The sequence below is a fragment of the Abiotrophia sp. genome (assembly GCF_057275535.1).
Window position 1 is genome coordinate 39,809 of sequence record NZ_DBHIRJ010000009.1, and the last position, 15,144, is coordinate 54,952.

Annotated in this window: 13 protein-coding genes; 8 read left to right on the top strand and 5 right to left on the bottom strand. The window is 51.6% G+C overall.

Annotated elements, in window-relative coordinates; translation table 11 throughout:
* The first annotated feature begins 3 nt into the window (after positions 1 to 3).
* Positions 4 to 1,035, top strand: a complete 1,032-nt coding sequence (locus ACO53F_RS07920; RefSeq protein ID WP_485137994.1) for an amidase family protein — start codon at positions 4 to 6, stop codon at positions 1,033 to 1,035.
* Positions 1,036 to 1,162: 127 nt separating this feature from the next.
* Here the strand turns inward: ACO53F_RS07920 and ACO53F_RS07925 are convergent, their stop codons facing one another.
* The 3 genes from ACO53F_RS07925 to ACO53F_RS07935 are packed head-to-tail and all read right to left on the bottom strand — an operon-like array spanning position 1,163 to position 3,080.
* Positions 1,163 to 1,471 (bottom strand): PTS sugar transporter subunit IIA, encoded by a 309-nt coding sequence (locus ACO53F_RS07925; RefSeq protein WP_485137995.1) that lies wholly within the window; start codon positions 1,469 to 1,471, stop codon positions 1,163 to 1,165.
* A gap of 1 nt (position 1,472) precedes the next feature.
* Positions 1,473 to 1,775 carry a PTS sugar transporter subunit IIB gene (locus tag ACO53F_RS07930; RefSeq protein WP_485137996.1) on the bottom strand — a complete coding sequence of 101 codons (303 nt, stop codon included), beginning with the start codon at positions 1,773 to 1,775 and terminating at the stop codon, positions 1,473 to 1,475.
* A gap of 18 nt (positions 1,776 to 1,793) precedes the next feature.
* A complete protein-coding gene (locus ACO53F_RS07935) occupies positions 1,794 to 3,080 on the bottom strand; it encodes a PTS sugar transporter subunit IIC (RefSeq protein ID WP_314976132.1) in 1,287 nt (428 codons plus the stop codon).
* A gap of 898 nt (positions 3,081 to 3,978) precedes the next feature.
* Here ACO53F_RS07935 and ACO53F_RS07940 point away from each other — a divergent pair.
* The 5 genes from ACO53F_RS07940 to ACO53F_RS07960 all read left to right on the top strand — a co-directional run bounded on the left by ACO53F_RS07940 (position 3,979) and on the right by ACO53F_RS07960 (position 10,505).
* Positions 3,979 to 5,307, top strand: a complete 1,329-nt coding sequence (locus ACO53F_RS07940) for an extracellular solute-binding protein (protein ID WP_485137997.1) — start codon at positions 3,979 to 3,981, stop codon at positions 5,305 to 5,307.
* 108 nt (positions 5,308 to 5,415) lie between these two features.
* Positions 5,416 to 6,285 carry a carbohydrate ABC transporter permease gene (locus tag ACO53F_RS07945; protein WP_485137998.1) on the top strand — a complete coding sequence of 290 codons (870 nt, stop codon included), beginning with the start codon at positions 5,416 to 5,418 and terminating at the stop codon, positions 6,283 to 6,285.
* Positions 6,282 to 7,103, top strand: coding sequence for a carbohydrate ABC transporter permease (locus tag ACO53F_RS07950; protein WP_023392404.1), 822 nt, complete (start codon positions 6,282 to 6,284; stop codon positions 7,101 to 7,103). Before ACO53F_RS07945 ends, ACO53F_RS07950 begins: the two co-directional genes overlap by 4 nt.
* Before the next feature lie 23 nt (positions 7,104 to 7,126).
* A complete protein-coding gene (locus ACO53F_RS07955) occupies positions 7,127 to 8,167 on the top strand; it encodes a LacI family DNA-binding transcriptional regulator (protein WP_485137999.1) in 1,041 nt (346 codons plus the stop codon).
* The gene (locus tag ACO53F_RS07960) at positions 8,160 to 10,505 is read left to right on the top strand and encodes a glycoside hydrolase family 31 protein (RefSeq protein ID WP_485138000.1); all 2,346 of its coding nucleotides are present in this window, start codon (positions 8,160 to 8,162) and stop codon (positions 10,503 to 10,505) included. Before ACO53F_RS07955 ends, ACO53F_RS07960 begins: the two co-directional genes overlap by 8 nt.
* A 305-nt stretch (positions 10,506 to 10,810) precedes the next feature.
* Here the strand turns inward: ACO53F_RS07960 and ACO53F_RS07965 are convergent, their stop codons facing one another.
* Positions 10,811 to 12,250, bottom strand: a complete 1,440-nt coding sequence (locus tag ACO53F_RS07965; protein ID WP_485138001.1) for an aspartate kinase — start codon at positions 12,248 to 12,250, stop codon at positions 10,811 to 10,813.
* A gap of 159 nt (positions 12,251 to 12,409) precedes the next feature.
* On the opposite strand from ACO53F_RS07965, the gene ACO53F_RS07970 reads away from it, so the two are divergent.
* Positions 12,410 to 13,606: a homoserine dehydrogenase gene (locus ACO53F_RS07970; RefSeq protein WP_268445131.1), complete on the top strand. Its 1,197-nt coding sequence runs from the start codon at positions 12,410 to 12,412 to the stop codon at positions 13,604 to 13,606.
* 12 nt (positions 13,607 to 13,618) lie between these two features.
* A complete protein-coding gene (gene thrB, locus ACO53F_RS07975; RefSeq protein ID WP_485138002.1) occupies positions 13,619 to 14,506 on the top strand; it encodes a homoserine kinase in 888 nt (295 codons plus the stop codon).
* A 46-nt stretch (positions 14,507 to 14,552) separates the two neighbouring features.
* Here the strand turns inward: thrB and ACO53F_RS07980 are convergent, their stop codons facing one another.
* Positions 14,553 to 15,140, bottom strand: coding sequence for a hypothetical protein (locus ACO53F_RS07980; RefSeq protein ID WP_485138003.1), 588 nt, complete (start codon positions 15,138 to 15,140; stop codon positions 14,553 to 14,555).
* Positions 15,141 to 15,144: the final 4 nt, after the last annotated feature.

Below are 15,144 nucleotides of genomic sequence, written 5' to 3' on the forward strand. Positions count from 1 at the left end.
GCGATGGAACGGTTGAGGACATATGCTTTTAAAACCCTTCGAGCTATGCAGAATTACTATGGCTCTGTTGAGACAGTTTATCCTTTGGCCTTAGATAAAATTACAGAAAAAACTGGGTATTATATTGGCCTAAAGGATACGGCTCATTTAGCTCCAGAAGTATTTGATCGACTGGAGCAATTAGGCTATTATCTACATACGATTGATAAATCTAGTCTGGGTGGCCGAGCTATTGATGTCGCCTTGAAAAATCCCATCACTGGAAAACCTATGACAGGTTCATCAAGTGGCACCGCCATGAATGTGTTTTTAGGGATTAATGACCTTGGTATCGGTACGGATGGCGGTGGTTCAGTACTTGCGCCGGCTACTGCATTGAATCTTTGTGCCTGCATTCATCCTGACTTATTTAGGGAGCCAGGGGCCACGAAACAAGTTAAAAAATCTACGGATGGTATTCCTTTTAGTCCATCTTTTGGGATGATGGGGAGAAATTTGGACATTATCAGGCAAGTGATGGTTCTAGAGGATTTGTTGGCGGTTGATGTACCTAAGGATTCACTCTTTGTAGGAATCGATAATGAAATATCGAATCTATTAGGGATAGGCCAGGAGTTTGTTGAGCGACTTGATTGTGAGGGCAAGCATGAGATGCCAAGGAAGGACTTAATTGCCTGTCTCAATCAGTGGCTAGATGAGTACCGCTTGATAATTACTGAGGAAGGGCCAATCGATTTAGTGGGTATGGGAGATACTGTATTTGGTCATTTTGATGAACAGACTCAACAAATACAACAAGACGGCAAGAAAGGTTTTTTACGTGTGGTCAATATGTGCCAGGCTTTTGGACTGATTGTTCCAACTGGCGAGCTGTCGAGGGGCTATTTGTTAATATGTAAGTCGACTGATAAAGAAGCTATTGCCTATGCATTTGAGCTTGCCACCAAGATTGGCCATCCTGAAGATAACCTAAGTCGGCAATATTTTGAAGAAGCGAAGAATTACTTTGAAATAGGAGTTCACTTTGGACGATGAGGCTATTAGTTGTTAAGTGCCACATTAGCCGGAAAACCAGGGGAAAGTCCCGATTTCGCATGAGCCACAAGCTACTTACTCAGCCCACACAAAAAGGGTGCCCCACCGGGGCACCCTTTTGTCATCATCATTTAGCTTGGTGGACGGCCATGAGTTCTCTGACTAGGAGTTGGACGACTTCCACGCTAGCCATTTGGTCTTCGGCGTGCATGAGGAGCAGGGAGACCGGGGTTTGCTGGCCACTGGCTTCCTTTTGGATAAGCTCGCTATGGACCTGGTGGGCTAGGACGAAGCAGTCTTCGGCTTCCGCCAGTTTGGCTTGGGCTGCTTGTTTCTGACCGGTCTTAGCCAGTTCCAGGGCTTCTAGGTAGGCAGACTTAGCCGCGCCGCTGTTGGCGATGAGCTGGAAGCAGATCATTTCCATTTCTTCAGTCATCTTAATCACCTAGCAATTCCAGGGCTTGGGCCAGGACTTTGGGACCGTTCATCATGCCGTAGTCGCGCATATCGATGGCAGCCACCGGTAGGCCATTAGCGGCGGCCGTCACATTGGCTAGTTCATAGCGGATTTGAGGTCCTAGCAAGATGACCTGATAGTCTTGCAAATGTTTCTTAGCCTCGGTCAGGGATTGGGCCTCAACTTCTAGATCTAAGCCTTGTTCCAGGGCGCTCTCCTGCATTTTCTTAACTAGCATGCTGGTCGACATGCCGGCATTACAGATCAGTAGAATTTTCTTCATAATCAAACACTCCTTAGCTTAGGCTTCTAGTGACACGCGGTCGTTAACCTTGATGAATGGGATGTAGCAGAGGACACCGATGGCCAGAATGACCGCCTGCACGACAACCGCACGCCAGTCGCCGCCGGTTGCTAGGAAGGCATTGAAGAAGACTGGAGTAGTCCAAGGCACTTGGATGACACATGGTCCCATGAGGCCCAGGGAGGTTGCCAGGTAGCTAATCAGAATACCTAGGGCTGGCACGCCAATGAATGGAATGGCCAGGGAGATATTGTAGACGATTGGGTAGCCGAAGAGGACGGGCTCGTTAATGTTGAAGATACCAGGCCCCAAGGCTAGTTTGGCCACGTTCTTGCTGACAGCGGACTTACTTACTAGGAAGGTAGCAATCAGCAAGCAGATGGTGGAGCCACTCCCACCCATGAGGGCAAAGGATTGGACTTGAGACAGGTTAATGATGTGAGGGATGGCTTGGCCACTATTGTAGGCCGCTATATTGTCCGTAATGTTAATCAACAAGAGGGGTTCAAGAATGGAGCTGTAGATGACGGCTTGGTGAATCCCAAAGAGCCAGAGCATGTTGCCCAGTGAGTAGATAATAATAGCACCCCAGAGACCGGTCCCGATATGCCGAATAGGTTCTTGAATGAAGGTGGTGATCAAGTTAATCAGGTTCATGCCCGTCATCTTGAAGAGTAGGGCAGAGACTAGCCCGAAGAAGGAAATCACCAGGATGACAGGTAGTAAGACGGCGAAGGATTTGCCGACAGCAGGTGGGACATTGTCGCCCAGGTTGATGGTCAGGGCTTTGACTTTGGTCAGGCGGATGAAGAGCTCGGTCGCAACCAGAGCCACAATAATCCCCGCGAACATGGCGCCGGTCCCGATATTTTCAAAGGGCAGGATGCCGGAGACCGCTGACTTGACCTCACTGCCGTCGACGGCTACTTGGACGGTGTTAGGCATCATGACGACCAGGGCCACTAGTGACAGCATGGCGGTTGCTAGCGGGTTACTGTAATTGCGGTTTTGGGCTAGATAGTAACCAATCATGACGGCGATAATTAAGCTAGAGATATTGAGGGTCCCGTTGGCGATGGTGATGCCCCAGTATTGGAAATTAGTCAGGGTATCGCCAGTGAAGAGCCATTTGAAGACGGTGTTGTTAAGCAGAACGACTAGGCCGGCCAGAATATAGAGGGGCATGACGGTGGCGAAGGCGTCCCGCAGGGTCTTGAGGTGAATCTGGTTACCGAGTTTACCGGCAAAGGCGGCAAATTTATCAACGAATTTTGAGTTTTCCATGATCTTTCCTCCTAAATAGCTTTTGGGTTGAATAAGGGCCAAGTCCTGAGCCAGACTGACTTGACGACACCAGTGGCTGGACTTGTGGCGAATGAGCGCTAGAGTGGCTGGCCTTTCGGAGGGTCTTCGAAATTTTGGCCCCGCCGAAATGAAGGCGGTACCAAAATTGGTTAAGATAAGAGTGGGGCATAAGCTGGCTAGCATTCCTTGATACTTGCTTCCTGGCTAGACCCCACCTTAATAAGGCTGAAAGACGTCTCCTGCGCCCATTTGTGGTGTGTCCTCCTTTCTTTTATTGTTCAACTTAAGTATAGCACGCTAAGAATAATTGTCTAGAGAGATTTGTGAGAAAAAAGCTTTGGTGCTACTGCCGGTCTGCTCACTAGTGTTGGGAAAATAGCCCTATGAGCCTCCTCTGATTTGGCTGGGAAATAGGAGAAAGCGCCGATTTCGCATGAGCCAGTGGTCCACTCTCCGGAGTGGACCACTGGCTCCTTAGATTTTGCCGGAAAAGGGGGAAAAGCCCAGATTTCGTATGAGCTAGTGGTCCACTTTCTAGAGTGGACCACTGGCTCCGTTGATTTAGCCGGAAACCCGGGAAAAGGCTCGATTACGTGCGAGCTAGTGGTCCACTCTCCGGAGTGGACCACTAGCTCCTCAGATTTTGCCTGAAAAGGGGGAAAATCGCCGATTTCGTATGAGCTAGTGGCCCACTTTCCAGAGTGGACCACTGGCTCCTTTGATTTGGCCGAGAAAAAGGGGGAGGCTCCTCTGCTTTAGACACAAATCAGGAATTTCTTCTAAAACAAAAAGAAAGCGCTTGACAAAGTCTAAGCCGAGTGCTACACTCAAGTAAAGGTTAAACGTTTAACCTAACCATGAGAAAGGACTGTTCCCTATGAAAAAACCGTTGATGAAGTCACTACTAGTGGCCTTTTCTGCTTTGTTAGCTACCAGTGTGGTGCCCCTCAGCTCTGCTCAGGCTAACGACACGCTCGGCCAGAAAGTCCAATATGATACCAAGGCGCCTGTCAATGATGGCAAGGATGTCAGCATTCAGTATTGGACCTGGAATGACGGCGACCCAGCTATCAAGTTAGCGGAGTCCTACCAAAAGTTACACCCTAACGTTAAAATTGAAGTGGTCAACCATCCTTGGGATGATTACTGGACCAAGTTGCCACTGGCTTTACAAGGTTCGGATGGCCCAGCCATTTTCAATATTCATAACTCCCAAGACAAGTTGCTATCCAGCTACCTAGAAGCTTATGATATTCCAACCGAAGATCTCAAGGCAGACTTCACCGGGGTAGAGCCTCATGTCGTAGACGGTAAAGTCAACTATATCGATATCGTCATGAATACGGGTAACATCTACTATAACAAGAAGATGTGGCAAGCAGCCGGTTTAACGGACAAGGACATTCCTAAGACCTGGGATGAGTTCCGCCAAGTGGCTAAGAAATTAACTATCAAGGAAGGCGATAACCTGGTTCAAGCCGGGTTCAACTGGAATGGCTCCTATGCTGGTCTCTACCAAGGCCTCAACTACCAAAAGGGGACCTTACTCTTCCAAGAAGATGGCACCACCCCTAACTACAATAACGAGACAACCAAAGAAAACCTCAAGTTCCTCGTAGACCTCTATGAGGTGGATGGCGTGGGTTCTAAGGACTTCGGGACCGACGATACCCAAAGCTTCGGTAACCAACAATCTGCTATGGTTTACAAATGGGGCTGGTTCGCTAACGAGCTCAAGACCAAGTATCCAGATGTGGAATACGGCGTCTTCGCGACTCCAACCTTCAGCAAGGATGTGCCTTTTGCTTATGACCGCTACAACGGCGAAAGCACCCCAGGTATTAACAAGAACCAATCAGAAGAACAAAGAAAAGTGGCCCAAGACTTCCTTAAGTATCTCTTGGCTAACGACCAATACTCATTAGAAGCAGCCAAAGCCTATGCTTCTTATCCAACCAAGAATAGCGTCCAAGAAGATCAATCACTCAAGTCAGACCCTGTCTTATCCGTGATTGCACCACGTATCAAGAAGTTGATTTGGCCTGGCCCATTCCCTGCTACCATGGAAACCAGTGCCAAGAAGGCAGCCGAAGAAGTACTCTATAATGGCGTGGATCTGGATTCAGCCTTAGAAAATGCGCAGCGTCAAATGGAACGCGACATGCGCAATGAGTCCTTCAAGTCGCTGGAATCAGCTTATCAATAAGAATAGAAGATCTGCCCTAGTCCGCTAGGCATGAGGCAGTATCTCAATCTGAGAGTGAGGGGGTAGTCAGCTACTCACTCACTCTCGTTGTTAAAAGGAGTTAAAATCATGAATATCCTGAAAAAACAACTCAACTTTCGTAATGTATCGGTCCTCTTCCTGGTGGTATATTTTGCTGTCTTCCTCTTCTATCCCATCTATAAGGCCTTTGCTGGGAGTCTGCATGACTGGAATCCGCTGACCCAGAAGTACAACTACATTGGTTGGGAGAACTATCGCTTCGTATTAGGGGATAAGCTCTTTTGGAAGTCGCTGACTAATACCTTGTTCTTCACCGCTATCTCGACCGTCTTGCGGCTGGCAGTGGGCTTGGCCTTGGCCCTCATGCTCTTCTCGCGCATGACCAAGATGCGGACCTTCTTCCAAGGCCTCTTCTATATGCCGACTGTCACCCCAATGGTGGCTGTCTCCTTCGTCTGGATGTGGATGTTTAATCCTCAGTTTGGGCTCATTAATCGCTTCTTCCATCTGGACATTAACTGGCTCAAGAACTCTAACTGGGCCATGATTGCCATTATCATCATGACCGTCTGGAAAGATTTTGGCTATGCGACGGTTCTCTTCCTAGCGGGGCTCATGGGCCTGCCGGAAGAGGTCTATGAAGCTAGTCGCATTGATGGGGCCAATGGCTGGCAGACCTTCAAGAATATTACTCTGCCCTTGCTCAAGCCAGTGACTCTCTTCGTTACCATTACCTCCCTCATTTCCTATTTCCAAACCTATATTCAAATTCTGATTATGACGGAAGGGGGACCGGGGACTTCGACTTTTGTTATTTCCTACTTAATCTTTGATGAGGCCTTCGTCAACTATAACTTTGGGACGGCTTCGGCCATTGCGGTTATTCTCTTCGTTGTCATTGCCGTGCTAACGCTCTTAATGTTCCGCTATATGGATATGGGAGGTGACCAACAATGAAATCTAAAGGCATCTTAAGCCTGATTTTGAATCTGATTTTGGCGGCTTTGGCCATTATCACCATTATTCCCTTTATCTGGATGCTGGTGTCTTCCTTTGCGCCTAATAGTGAGATTGTCAAGTTAGGTGGGGGTCTCTTCCCAGGCATGTCCACCTTCAACAACTACACCAATATTCAGGAAAAATTCAATTTCATGGGCATGTTCTGGAATAGCTTGATGATTTCGGTGACCATTACGGCCATTATTATCTATACCTCCGCGCTCTTTGGCTTTATCTTCGCCAAGTTCACCTTCAAAGGCAAATCCTTGCTGTTCGCGGTGGTTATGAGTACCATGATGTTGCCATGGGCCGTCACCATTATTCCTAAATATGAGATGATGGTTAAGTTCGGTTGGCTGGATTCCTATAAGTCTCTGATTATCCCAAGTATGGTCAGCGGCTTCGGGATCTTCATGTTCAAACAAAGCATCTCAGGCATCTCCAATGAGCTGATTGAAGCGGCACGGGTCGATGGGGGTTCGGATTTCTATATCTTCCATCGCCTGATCTTGCCGATGTCACGCAACACCATTTCCAGTTTAGCCATTTTCCAATTCCTATGGAGTTGGGAAGATTTCCTCTGGCCTTACTTGATGATTAACACCAAGTCCAAGCAACTCTTGGCGGTAGGTTTACGTCAATTCAATGGCCAGTATGGCACCGACTACGGCGGCCTCTTCGCTGCCACGACTATTTCAATCATTCCGATTGTCATTGTCTATATTATTTTCCAAAAACGATTTATTGCCGGGATTGCGACAGGTTCCAGCAAGTAATCGTCAGATTTGAGGCGACCCCAATGAAAAAAGCAACCCTAAAAGACATTGCCCAAGCCGCCAATGTCAGTATCGCGACCGTATCCAATGTCTTAAATGACCGCCACCACAAGGTTTCTCAGGAGACGGTGGTCCAGATTCAAGCCCTGGCCCAGGAGCTGCAATACACGCCCAACCTCAATGCCAAAGCCCTAGTAACTAAGGCTTCGCGCTTGGTCAGCGTCTTGTTCTATAGTGGCGGACGGGATTTTAATTATTCCGACCCTTTTGTGGCCTCTCTCCTAGAGGGGATTGAGCGCATTGCTAGGCAAGAGAACTACTACATCCTGCTTCATAATATTGAGAGCCTAGAGGCCGTCCACCAAGTCAGACGTCAGTGGGCCTTTGCAGGTCATATCGTAGTAGGCTGTGATGCTCATATGGCAGCAGCTATGATAGAAAGTGTCAGCGAGCCCTTGGTCTTCATCGACACCTATTTGACGGCGCAAGGCCAGGCCCTAGTAGAGGCTTCTGACCATGTGCAGCTACTCAACTCCAAGGACTATGACCTAGCCTATGCCGGAGTAGAATTGCTAGCCCGCAGCCAGGGCTTGGACCTAGCCTTCTTAAGCTATCAATTTGAGCCCGACCAAGTGGGGGTTATTCAGGCCCGTTATGCGGGGGCCAATGCGGCCTATCAGGCGGCTGGCGGCCAGGGGGATTTGCCCCTCTACCTCAACACTAAATTGGATGACTTGATTAAGGACCTGTCCAACTACCAGGGCCTTATGGTGACCGCCGATGTTCTAGCCATGGAATTAGTCAAGGTCAGCCAAAGCCAGCTAGGCCAGTGGGACCCGAACCGGCGTCTCATGAGTTTTGATAACATTCCTTATCTTCAGTATTTGGCGACCGAGGTCAACACCATTGACCTCAATCAGGTCCACAAGGGGGAAGAGGCCATGGCTAGCTTGAGTCGCGTCTTGCCGTCAGGTCAGACCGCTCACGACCAGCGCCAGCAATACATCCCCGCCAACCTCATCAACAAGAATTTATCCTTAGAAGGGAGTACTAGCCATGATTAAAGCTGTCTATGGAGACTATCAGCTCTTGGCGGCGCCAGAGGCCATCATTCAGGGGCCTAATTACCGCTTCACTATTCTGACTTCTCGCTTGATTCGGGCCGAGTATAGTCCGACGGGGACCTTCTATGATGGTCAGACCCAGACGGTCTTGAACCGGGACTTTCCTGTGCCTCACTATGAAATCCGGGAGCGGGAGGACCTACTGGAAATCATCACCGACCATGTGCTCATTCAATATGACAAGCAGGCCTTCTCTAGAGAGGGCTTGGTCTTCAAGCTGCGGGGCTACTTCAGTATCTACCACAGTGATTGGCATTATGGCGACCCCATCCAAGACTTGGGTGGGACGGCTCAGACCTTGGACCATGCCAATGGGGCGGTGCCGCTAGAGCGGGGGCTTATGTCCCGTTTTGGCTTCAGCGTTCTAGATGACAGCCAGAGTCTGCAACTGACTCAGGATGGTTGGTACCAGGTCAAGCAAGGCGACAGCCAAGACTTCTATTACTTTGGCTATGGCCATGACTACCGGGCTTGCTTGGCCGACTTCTATCGCTTGACCGGGCCCCAGCCCCTCCTGCCTAAGTATGCCTTGGGCAACTGGTGGAGTCGCTTCTATCGCTATAGCGAGGCGACCTATCGCCAGCTGATTGAGCGTTTTGAAGCCGAGGGTCTGCCCTTCACCGTGGCGGTCATCGACATGGACTGGCATGTGGTCTCCGTTCCGCCTCAATATGGCAGCGGCTGGACTGGTTACACCTGGAATGAGGAGCTCTTCCCGGATCCCGCGGGCTTTATGGCCTGGCTCCACCAGCATGGGCTGCGCATCACTCTTAACGTCCATCCGGCCGATGGGGTGCGGCCTTTTGAGTCTATGTACCAGCAAATGGCCCAAGAGCTTGGCCTGGATTGGGAGGGTGGCGAATATGTGGTCTTCGACCCGACCTCACCTCGCTTCCTAGAAGCTTATTTCAAACACCTGCACCATCCAAAAGAAGAGCAGGGGGTAGACTTCTGGTGGATTGACTGGCAACAAGGCCAGACCGTCAAGGGCGTGGACCCGCTCTGGGTGCTCAACCACTATCACTACCACGATATTCAGGCCCGTGGCCCTCAAGGCATTACCTTCTCCCGTTATGCCGGACCGGGGAGTCACCGCTATCCGGTGGGCTTCTCGGGTGACAGCCACATGACCTGGGAATCGCTGGACTTCCAGCCTTATTTCACGGCGACGGCAAGCAATATCGGCTATGGTTGGTGGAGTCATGATATCGGCGGCCACATCTTCGGCTACCGCGACAATGAGCTGGCCTTGCGCTGGTACCAGCTGGGTGTCTTTTCTCCTATTATGCGTCTACATAGTTCGTCTTCAGAATTCCTAGGCAAAGAACCCTGGCGCTATCCGGAGCCATATGCTAGCAGCATGAAGGACTACTTGCGCCTGCGCCACCGGCTCCTGCCTTACCTCTATACCATGAACTACCGGGCGGCCTATCAGGCGCAGCCCCTAATTGAGCCGCTCTACTATCAGCACCCTGAAGAGGAGGCGGCCTATGAAGTGGCCAATCAATATTATTTTGGTAGCCAAATCATGGTTATGCCCCTGACCCAGCCGCGCCATCAGCGCAGTCTCTGTTCCCGCTTCGATGGTTGGCTGCCGGAGGGGACTTGGTATGATATTCAGACTGGCTTGCGCTATAGTGGGGGCCGGCGCTTATCGATTTATCGGCCGCTGGAACGCATGGGCCTCTTCGCCAAGGCGGGCGCCATCCTGCCTCTGTCGGGCGAGGATGGGACTGACAATTCCTTAGCCAACCCAAGCGTCCTGGAGCTGAGAATCTATAGTGGCGCCGATGGACACTTCGACTTGGTGGAAGAGGCTGAAACTGCAACTGATACTTCAGCCGGCACGGCCTTCCTTACGACTGGGCTGACCTTTGTCGATGGCAAAGCATTCAAGCTTGAGCCTCAAGGGACTGGGCCTCGGACCTATGAGCTAACCTTTGTGGGGGCTTGTTTGACGGACCTAGAGCTAGCGGGCCAGGGTCGCCTTCTTGACGTCGGTCTGAACGCGCAAGGCGACAGCCTAGTGCGCCTTGAAGCTGACGGGTCGGTGACCCTCTCCTTCAAGCAGCTGAAGCGTGACTCGCAGCAAGTCTGTCTAGATGTCATTTTCTCTTATATCGAGCAAGCCCAAATGGAAAACCAGGCCAAGGACCAAATCTGGGCCCTGGTCAAGAAGGACATGCCGATTGCCTATAAGATGCTAGAACTCCAAGGCCTAGGCCTAGAACCGGAGCTTGTGGAGCCCGTTATTGAGTTGCTAGTGACGGAGCCTTAGCCCTCGCCCTGAGCTAGTGGTCCACTCGGCAAAGTGGACCACTAGCTCTGGACTTTAGGCCGGAAAAGGGCGAATTTCGCCGAAACTGAATGAGCTAGTGGACCACTTTGCCGAGTGGACCACTAGCTCGGGCTTTAGGCCAGGAAAAGGACGGTTTGCGCCGAAACTAGAAGAGCCAGTGGACCACTGGCTCGCGGATTATAGGCAAGAAAAAGGTGATTAGGCCGAAATGGTGTGCAAGCCACCAACCTCAACACAAAACAGCAGACAAAAAGTGCAGTTCAGGTCCTGAACTGCACTTTTCTTTATTCTCCTTGCGCGGCAGCGGCTAGGGTGGCTAGGGCTTCGCGTGGGAAGTAGGCTTGGTAGAGGCCTTGGAGGGCGATGTCTTCGTCCTCGGCCTTGATCATGAAGAGCATGCTGATTTCGGATGCGCCTTGGCTGATCATGCGGATGTTAATGTGGTTTTCAGCGAAAGTCCGGCTGGCTGCGGCCGCCACCCCGACATTTTCCCGCATGGCTTCCCCGACGATGGCGAAGATGCAGAGGTCGTCTTCCACTTGGATGGAGTCAGGATTGAGTTTGTCCTGAATGGTAGCCAGGATGCCGGCCAAATGCTCGGGCGATTGGATATTAGCCGAGCGAATAACCAGGGAAATGCTGTCGATGCCTGAAGGCACGTGTTCGACTGGCACGCCAGCTTCCTCGAAGAAGCGGATAGCGCGGCGCATGAAGCCCATTTCCCGGTTGAGTAGGTACTTGCTGATGGAGATGGCGGTGAAACCGGTCGCTGAGCTGACCCCGGTGACTGGATAGCGGGGGTCGAGTTCTTTCTTGGAGACGATCTTGGTGCCGGCGATTTCCGGTTGGTTGGTGTTGCGAATCATGACCGGAATGTCATTGCGGTAGACAGGTTCCAAGGCTTCCTCGTGGAAAATCCCAAAGCCGGCATAGGATAGCTCCCGCATTTCGCTATAGGTAATTTCTTTAATTGGATGCGGCCGTGCGATTTTGCCCGGATGCATGGAGTAGATAAAGGACTCGTCGGTGTAGTTCTCGTAGAGGTCGGCGCCTAGGCCGTTGGCGATGATAGCCCCGGAAATATCAGACCCACCACGGGAGAAGGTCACGATGTCGCCGCCCTTAGAGTAGCCGAAGAAGCCTGGAATAATGAGGACGCCAGCCCGGTCGCGGAGTTTGGCGATTTGGGCGTAGGACTCGTCAAAGAGGCGGGCATTAGACGGTTCGTCCGTCACTAAGATGCCGGCTTCCTTAGGCGACACATAGTGGGCGTCAAGGCCCAGGCTGATCAGGTAGTGGCTGACTACTTGGGCGTTGAAGTCCTCGCCGCAAGCCTTAAGGGCATCCAGCAGGCGCTCAGGCTCCTGAATGTCGGCCATGTAGCCATTTAGGGTATCTTCAAAATAAGCCAAAAGCTCTGTTGACAAGCCCAACTCGATCAGGATGCTGGCATAGCGGTCCAGCACCTTTTGACGGGCCTGAGCTACTGGCTCAGCTTGCAATAGGGCCTCCGTCTGGTGGCCTACTTGTCCAACGACTGCTTGCACCGCATCGAAGAGGGCGATGAGCAGGTCGGTGACCTTAATGTCCTCAGCGAAACGCTTGCCTGGGGCGCTGACGACGACGGCTTTAATTTCTGGTTTGCCTTGGATGATGGCGGCTACCTTCTTAATCTGGCCGGCGTTGGCCAGGGAGGAGCCTCCGAATTTTGCTACAATCATCATATCTATCCATCCTTCTATCAGATTGGCGCTAGAGCCTAACAGTTACTATGATACACTATATTTTGCCCAAACGATATACTTTCTTATGAAATTTACTTGAAAAAACAGGCCATTCCCACTAAACTTAGAGGAGTAGAATTGAAATGGAGGCGAGCAGGAATGAAAATCGCATTATGTGGTATCGGTACGGTAGGTGGCGGGGTCGTGAAGGTCTTAGCTGAGAACCAAGCCCAATTCCAAGCAAAATATAAAGAAGACCTAGTCATCAGCCATGTTCTGACCCGGGATCCCGACAAAGTGGACCGTCTGGGCTTAGAATCAGCAGTCTTCACCGACCGGGTAGAAGATATTTATGAAGCGGACATCGACCTAGTGGTGGAAGTCATGGGGGGCGTGGACTTCGCCTATCAAGTCATCCGTCAGTCCCTGAGCCAAGGCCGTCACGTGGTCACTGCCAACAAGGATCTGCTAGCCCTCCACATTGATGAGCTACAAGCCCTAGCCAATGAAAAGGGCGTCAGCCTGCTCTATGAAGCCAGTGTAGCCGGTGGGATTCCCATTATTAACGGGGTCCAAGTGGGCTTGGCGGCCAACCAAATTTCGGGTGTCATGGGGATTCTGAATGGGACCACTAACTACATGCTTAGCCACATGACCCAAGACGGCTGGACCTATGACCATGCCCTGTCTGTTGCTCAAGAAAAGGGCTATGCCGAAGCCGACCCAACCAATGATGTGGGTGGTTTTGACGCAGCCCGTAAGATTACCCTCTTGTCTCGTCTAGCTTATGACACCCGCGTGGACTTCCATCAAGTCAGCGTCAAGGGGATTGACACAGTGGATGCCAGCGACATCGCCATTGCAGCCCAAGCTGGCTATACCATGAAACTCTTGGGTAAGAGCACCAAGACAGCTGCCGGCATTCAAGTCGGGGTAGAGCCTGTCCTCTTGCCAAACGCCCATCCTTTATCTGGTGTCTCTGAAGCCTTCAACGCTGTCTATGTGGAAGGCAATGCGGTCGGCCAAACCATGTTCTGGGGGCCAGGTGCCGGTAGTCTGGAGACGGCTTCTGCCGTAGTGTCGGACATCTTACAAATTGCCGACCGTGGCTTCATTCCGGCTGTCTTGCCAAGCCAAGAATTAGCTATTGTCAGCCAGGAAGCACCAGCTTGCTACTACCTACGTTTTGATGCGCCAGCTAGCCATGTTCGCGCTGTCCTCCAAACCTTAGAAATTGGCTACTTGACCTTGGCCGAAGCGCCAGGCTTGACCATTAAGACCGAAGCCATCAGCCCAGCAGTCTTGGCTAAGTTAGAAGCCAATGCCACTGTGGTAGCCCGCTACCTCATGGTCTAGGAGGCGGAATTCATGGTATGGCAAAAGGATTTTCCTGCCTCTAGTGCCAACTTGGGACCGGGTTTTGACTCAATCGGGATTGCGGTCGACCGCTATCTGACGGTGACGGCTGGTCCGGCTGAGCGTTGGCAGGTGGATTTTGAGACCGACTTTATGGCCGGCCTGCCCCAGGATGAGTCCAACCTAGTGGTGGCAGTGGCCCTGGAAACGGCAGCCCGCTATGGCAAGACCTTAGCGCCCCTGCATCTGACCATGAAGAGTCAGATTCCCCTGACCCATGGCATGGGCAGCTCGGCCTCAGCCATTGTGGCCGGCATTGAGCTGGCTAATGATTTTGCTGACTTGGGCCTATCGACCTTCGATAAGGTGCGCCTGGCCAGTGCCAAGGAAGGCCACCCCGACAATGTGGGGGCCTGCATCACCGGTGGCCTCTTCGTGGGTTACTATGAGCCAGAGACCGATCAACTCTTCTATCAAGTAGGTAACTTGGAAGGGGTCGGGGTCATTATTTCCACCCCAGCCTATGAGTTGTCGACGGCGGCAGCCCGCAGTGTCTTGCCTGAGGTCTACTCCAAGCCGGATTCCATTGCCCAGAATGCCCTGACCAGTGTCATGTTAATGGCCATGATGCAGGGTGATTACTCGACCATGGGTCAACTCATGATGCAAGACAAGTTCCATGAACCTTACCGTCAGTCTCTAATTGCAGAGTTCCCGGCGGTTAAGGCCGCGGCTCTTGAAAAGGGCGCCTATGCCACTGTCATTTCGGGGGCGGGTCCTAGCATCCTGACCCTCTGCCCTCAGGAGCGAGTGGCCGACATTCTAGCGGCACTTGAAGCTTCGGTAGACTGTCAGCACCAAGTGGTGTCGGTTCTGCCAGCCTTGGCAGACAAGTCATAATATGAAAAAAGAGTCCAGCTCAGCTGGGCTCTTTCTTTGTGTGAGCTTATTTGTTAGGACTGACATCTTGGACCTGGGGCGCAAGCGTCTTAAGGTCGGCTAAGAAATTAGCTAGGGCACGCTCGCGGTCGCCTGTCCACCGACCTAGGTCCCGCATTTCCTTCTGACCAGCCAGGTCGCGCCAGTAGACTAGGAGATGGGCTTGCTTGAGGTGGCGGCTGACGGGGACCTTTTGCACCTGATAGCCCATGGCCGCGATTTGCTTGAGGGGGCAAATGTAGAGGCCTTGGGCGGTGATGACCAGATGCTCTTTATAGCAGTAAATCCCTAGCTCTGAATCGGCCACCTGGGCTTGGCGACCTAAGCGACTCCAGTCGTCAGCCAGTTCAGGATAGTGGCGGTAGAGGACATCATAGTCACTCAAGATGCGTCGCCGCTTGCGCCAAGCATAATAGCAGAAATAGCCGCCAATCCAAATGAGTAGGACTGACATGGCTTGGGCAATCCAGAGGCCATGCTGATAGTTACTTAGCATGACGGTCGTCACATAGCTAAGGCCGAAGAGACCGCTGGCCAGGAGGGGCAGGCCGGCCAGTAGGGTTAAGAAGAGATCGACTTTATCCCGATATTTCATGGTT

Bases quoted from the DNA above. Each gene is read 5' to 3' on its own strand.
- ACO53F_RS07920 (WP_485137994.1), top strand. From the start codon at position 4: ATGGAACGGTTGAGGACATATGCTTTTAAAACCCTTCGAGCTATGCAG.
- ACO53F_RS07925 (WP_485137995.1), bottom strand. From the start codon at position 1,471: ATGACTGAAGAAATGGAAATGATCTGCTTCCAGCTCATCGCCAACAGC.
- ACO53F_RS07930 (WP_485137996.1), bottom strand. From the start codon at position 1,775: ATGAAGAAAATTCTACTGATCTGTAATGCCGGCATGTCGACCAGCATG.
- ACO53F_RS07935 (WP_314976132.1), bottom strand. From the start codon at position 3,080: ATGGAAAACTCAAAATTCGTTGATAAATTTGCCGCCTTTGCCGGTAAA.
- ACO53F_RS07940 (WP_485137997.1), top strand. From the start codon at position 3,979: ATGAAAAAACCGTTGATGAAGTCACTACTAGTGGCCTTTTCTGCTTTG.
- ACO53F_RS07945 (WP_485137998.1), top strand. From the start codon at position 5,416: ATGAATATCCTGAAAAAACAACTCAACTTTCGTAATGTATCGGTCCTC.
- ACO53F_RS07950 (WP_023392404.1), top strand. From the start codon at position 6,282: ATGAAATCTAAAGGCATCTTAAGCCTGATTTTGAATCTGATTTTGGCG.
- ACO53F_RS07955 (WP_485137999.1), top strand. From the start codon at position 7,127: ATGAAAAAAGCAACCCTAAAAGACATTGCCCAAGCCGCCAATGTCAGT.
- ACO53F_RS07960 (WP_485138000.1), top strand. From the start codon at position 8,160: ATGATTAAAGCTGTCTATGGAGACTATCAGCTCTTGGCGGCGCCAGAG.
- ACO53F_RS07965 (WP_485138001.1), bottom strand. From the start codon at position 12,250: ATGATGATTGTAGCAAAATTCGGAGGCTCCTCCCTGGCCAACGCCGGC.
- ACO53F_RS07970 (WP_268445131.1), top strand. From the start codon at position 12,410: ATGAAAATCGCATTATGTGGTATCGGTACGGTAGGTGGCGGGGTCGTG.
- thrB (WP_485138002.1), top strand. From the start codon at position 13,619: ATGGTATGGCAAAAGGATTTTCCTGCCTCTAGTGCCAACTTGGGACCG.
- ACO53F_RS07980 (WP_485138003.1), bottom strand. From the start codon at position 15,140: ATGAAATATCGGGATAAAGTCGATCTCTTCTTAACCCTACTGGCCGGC.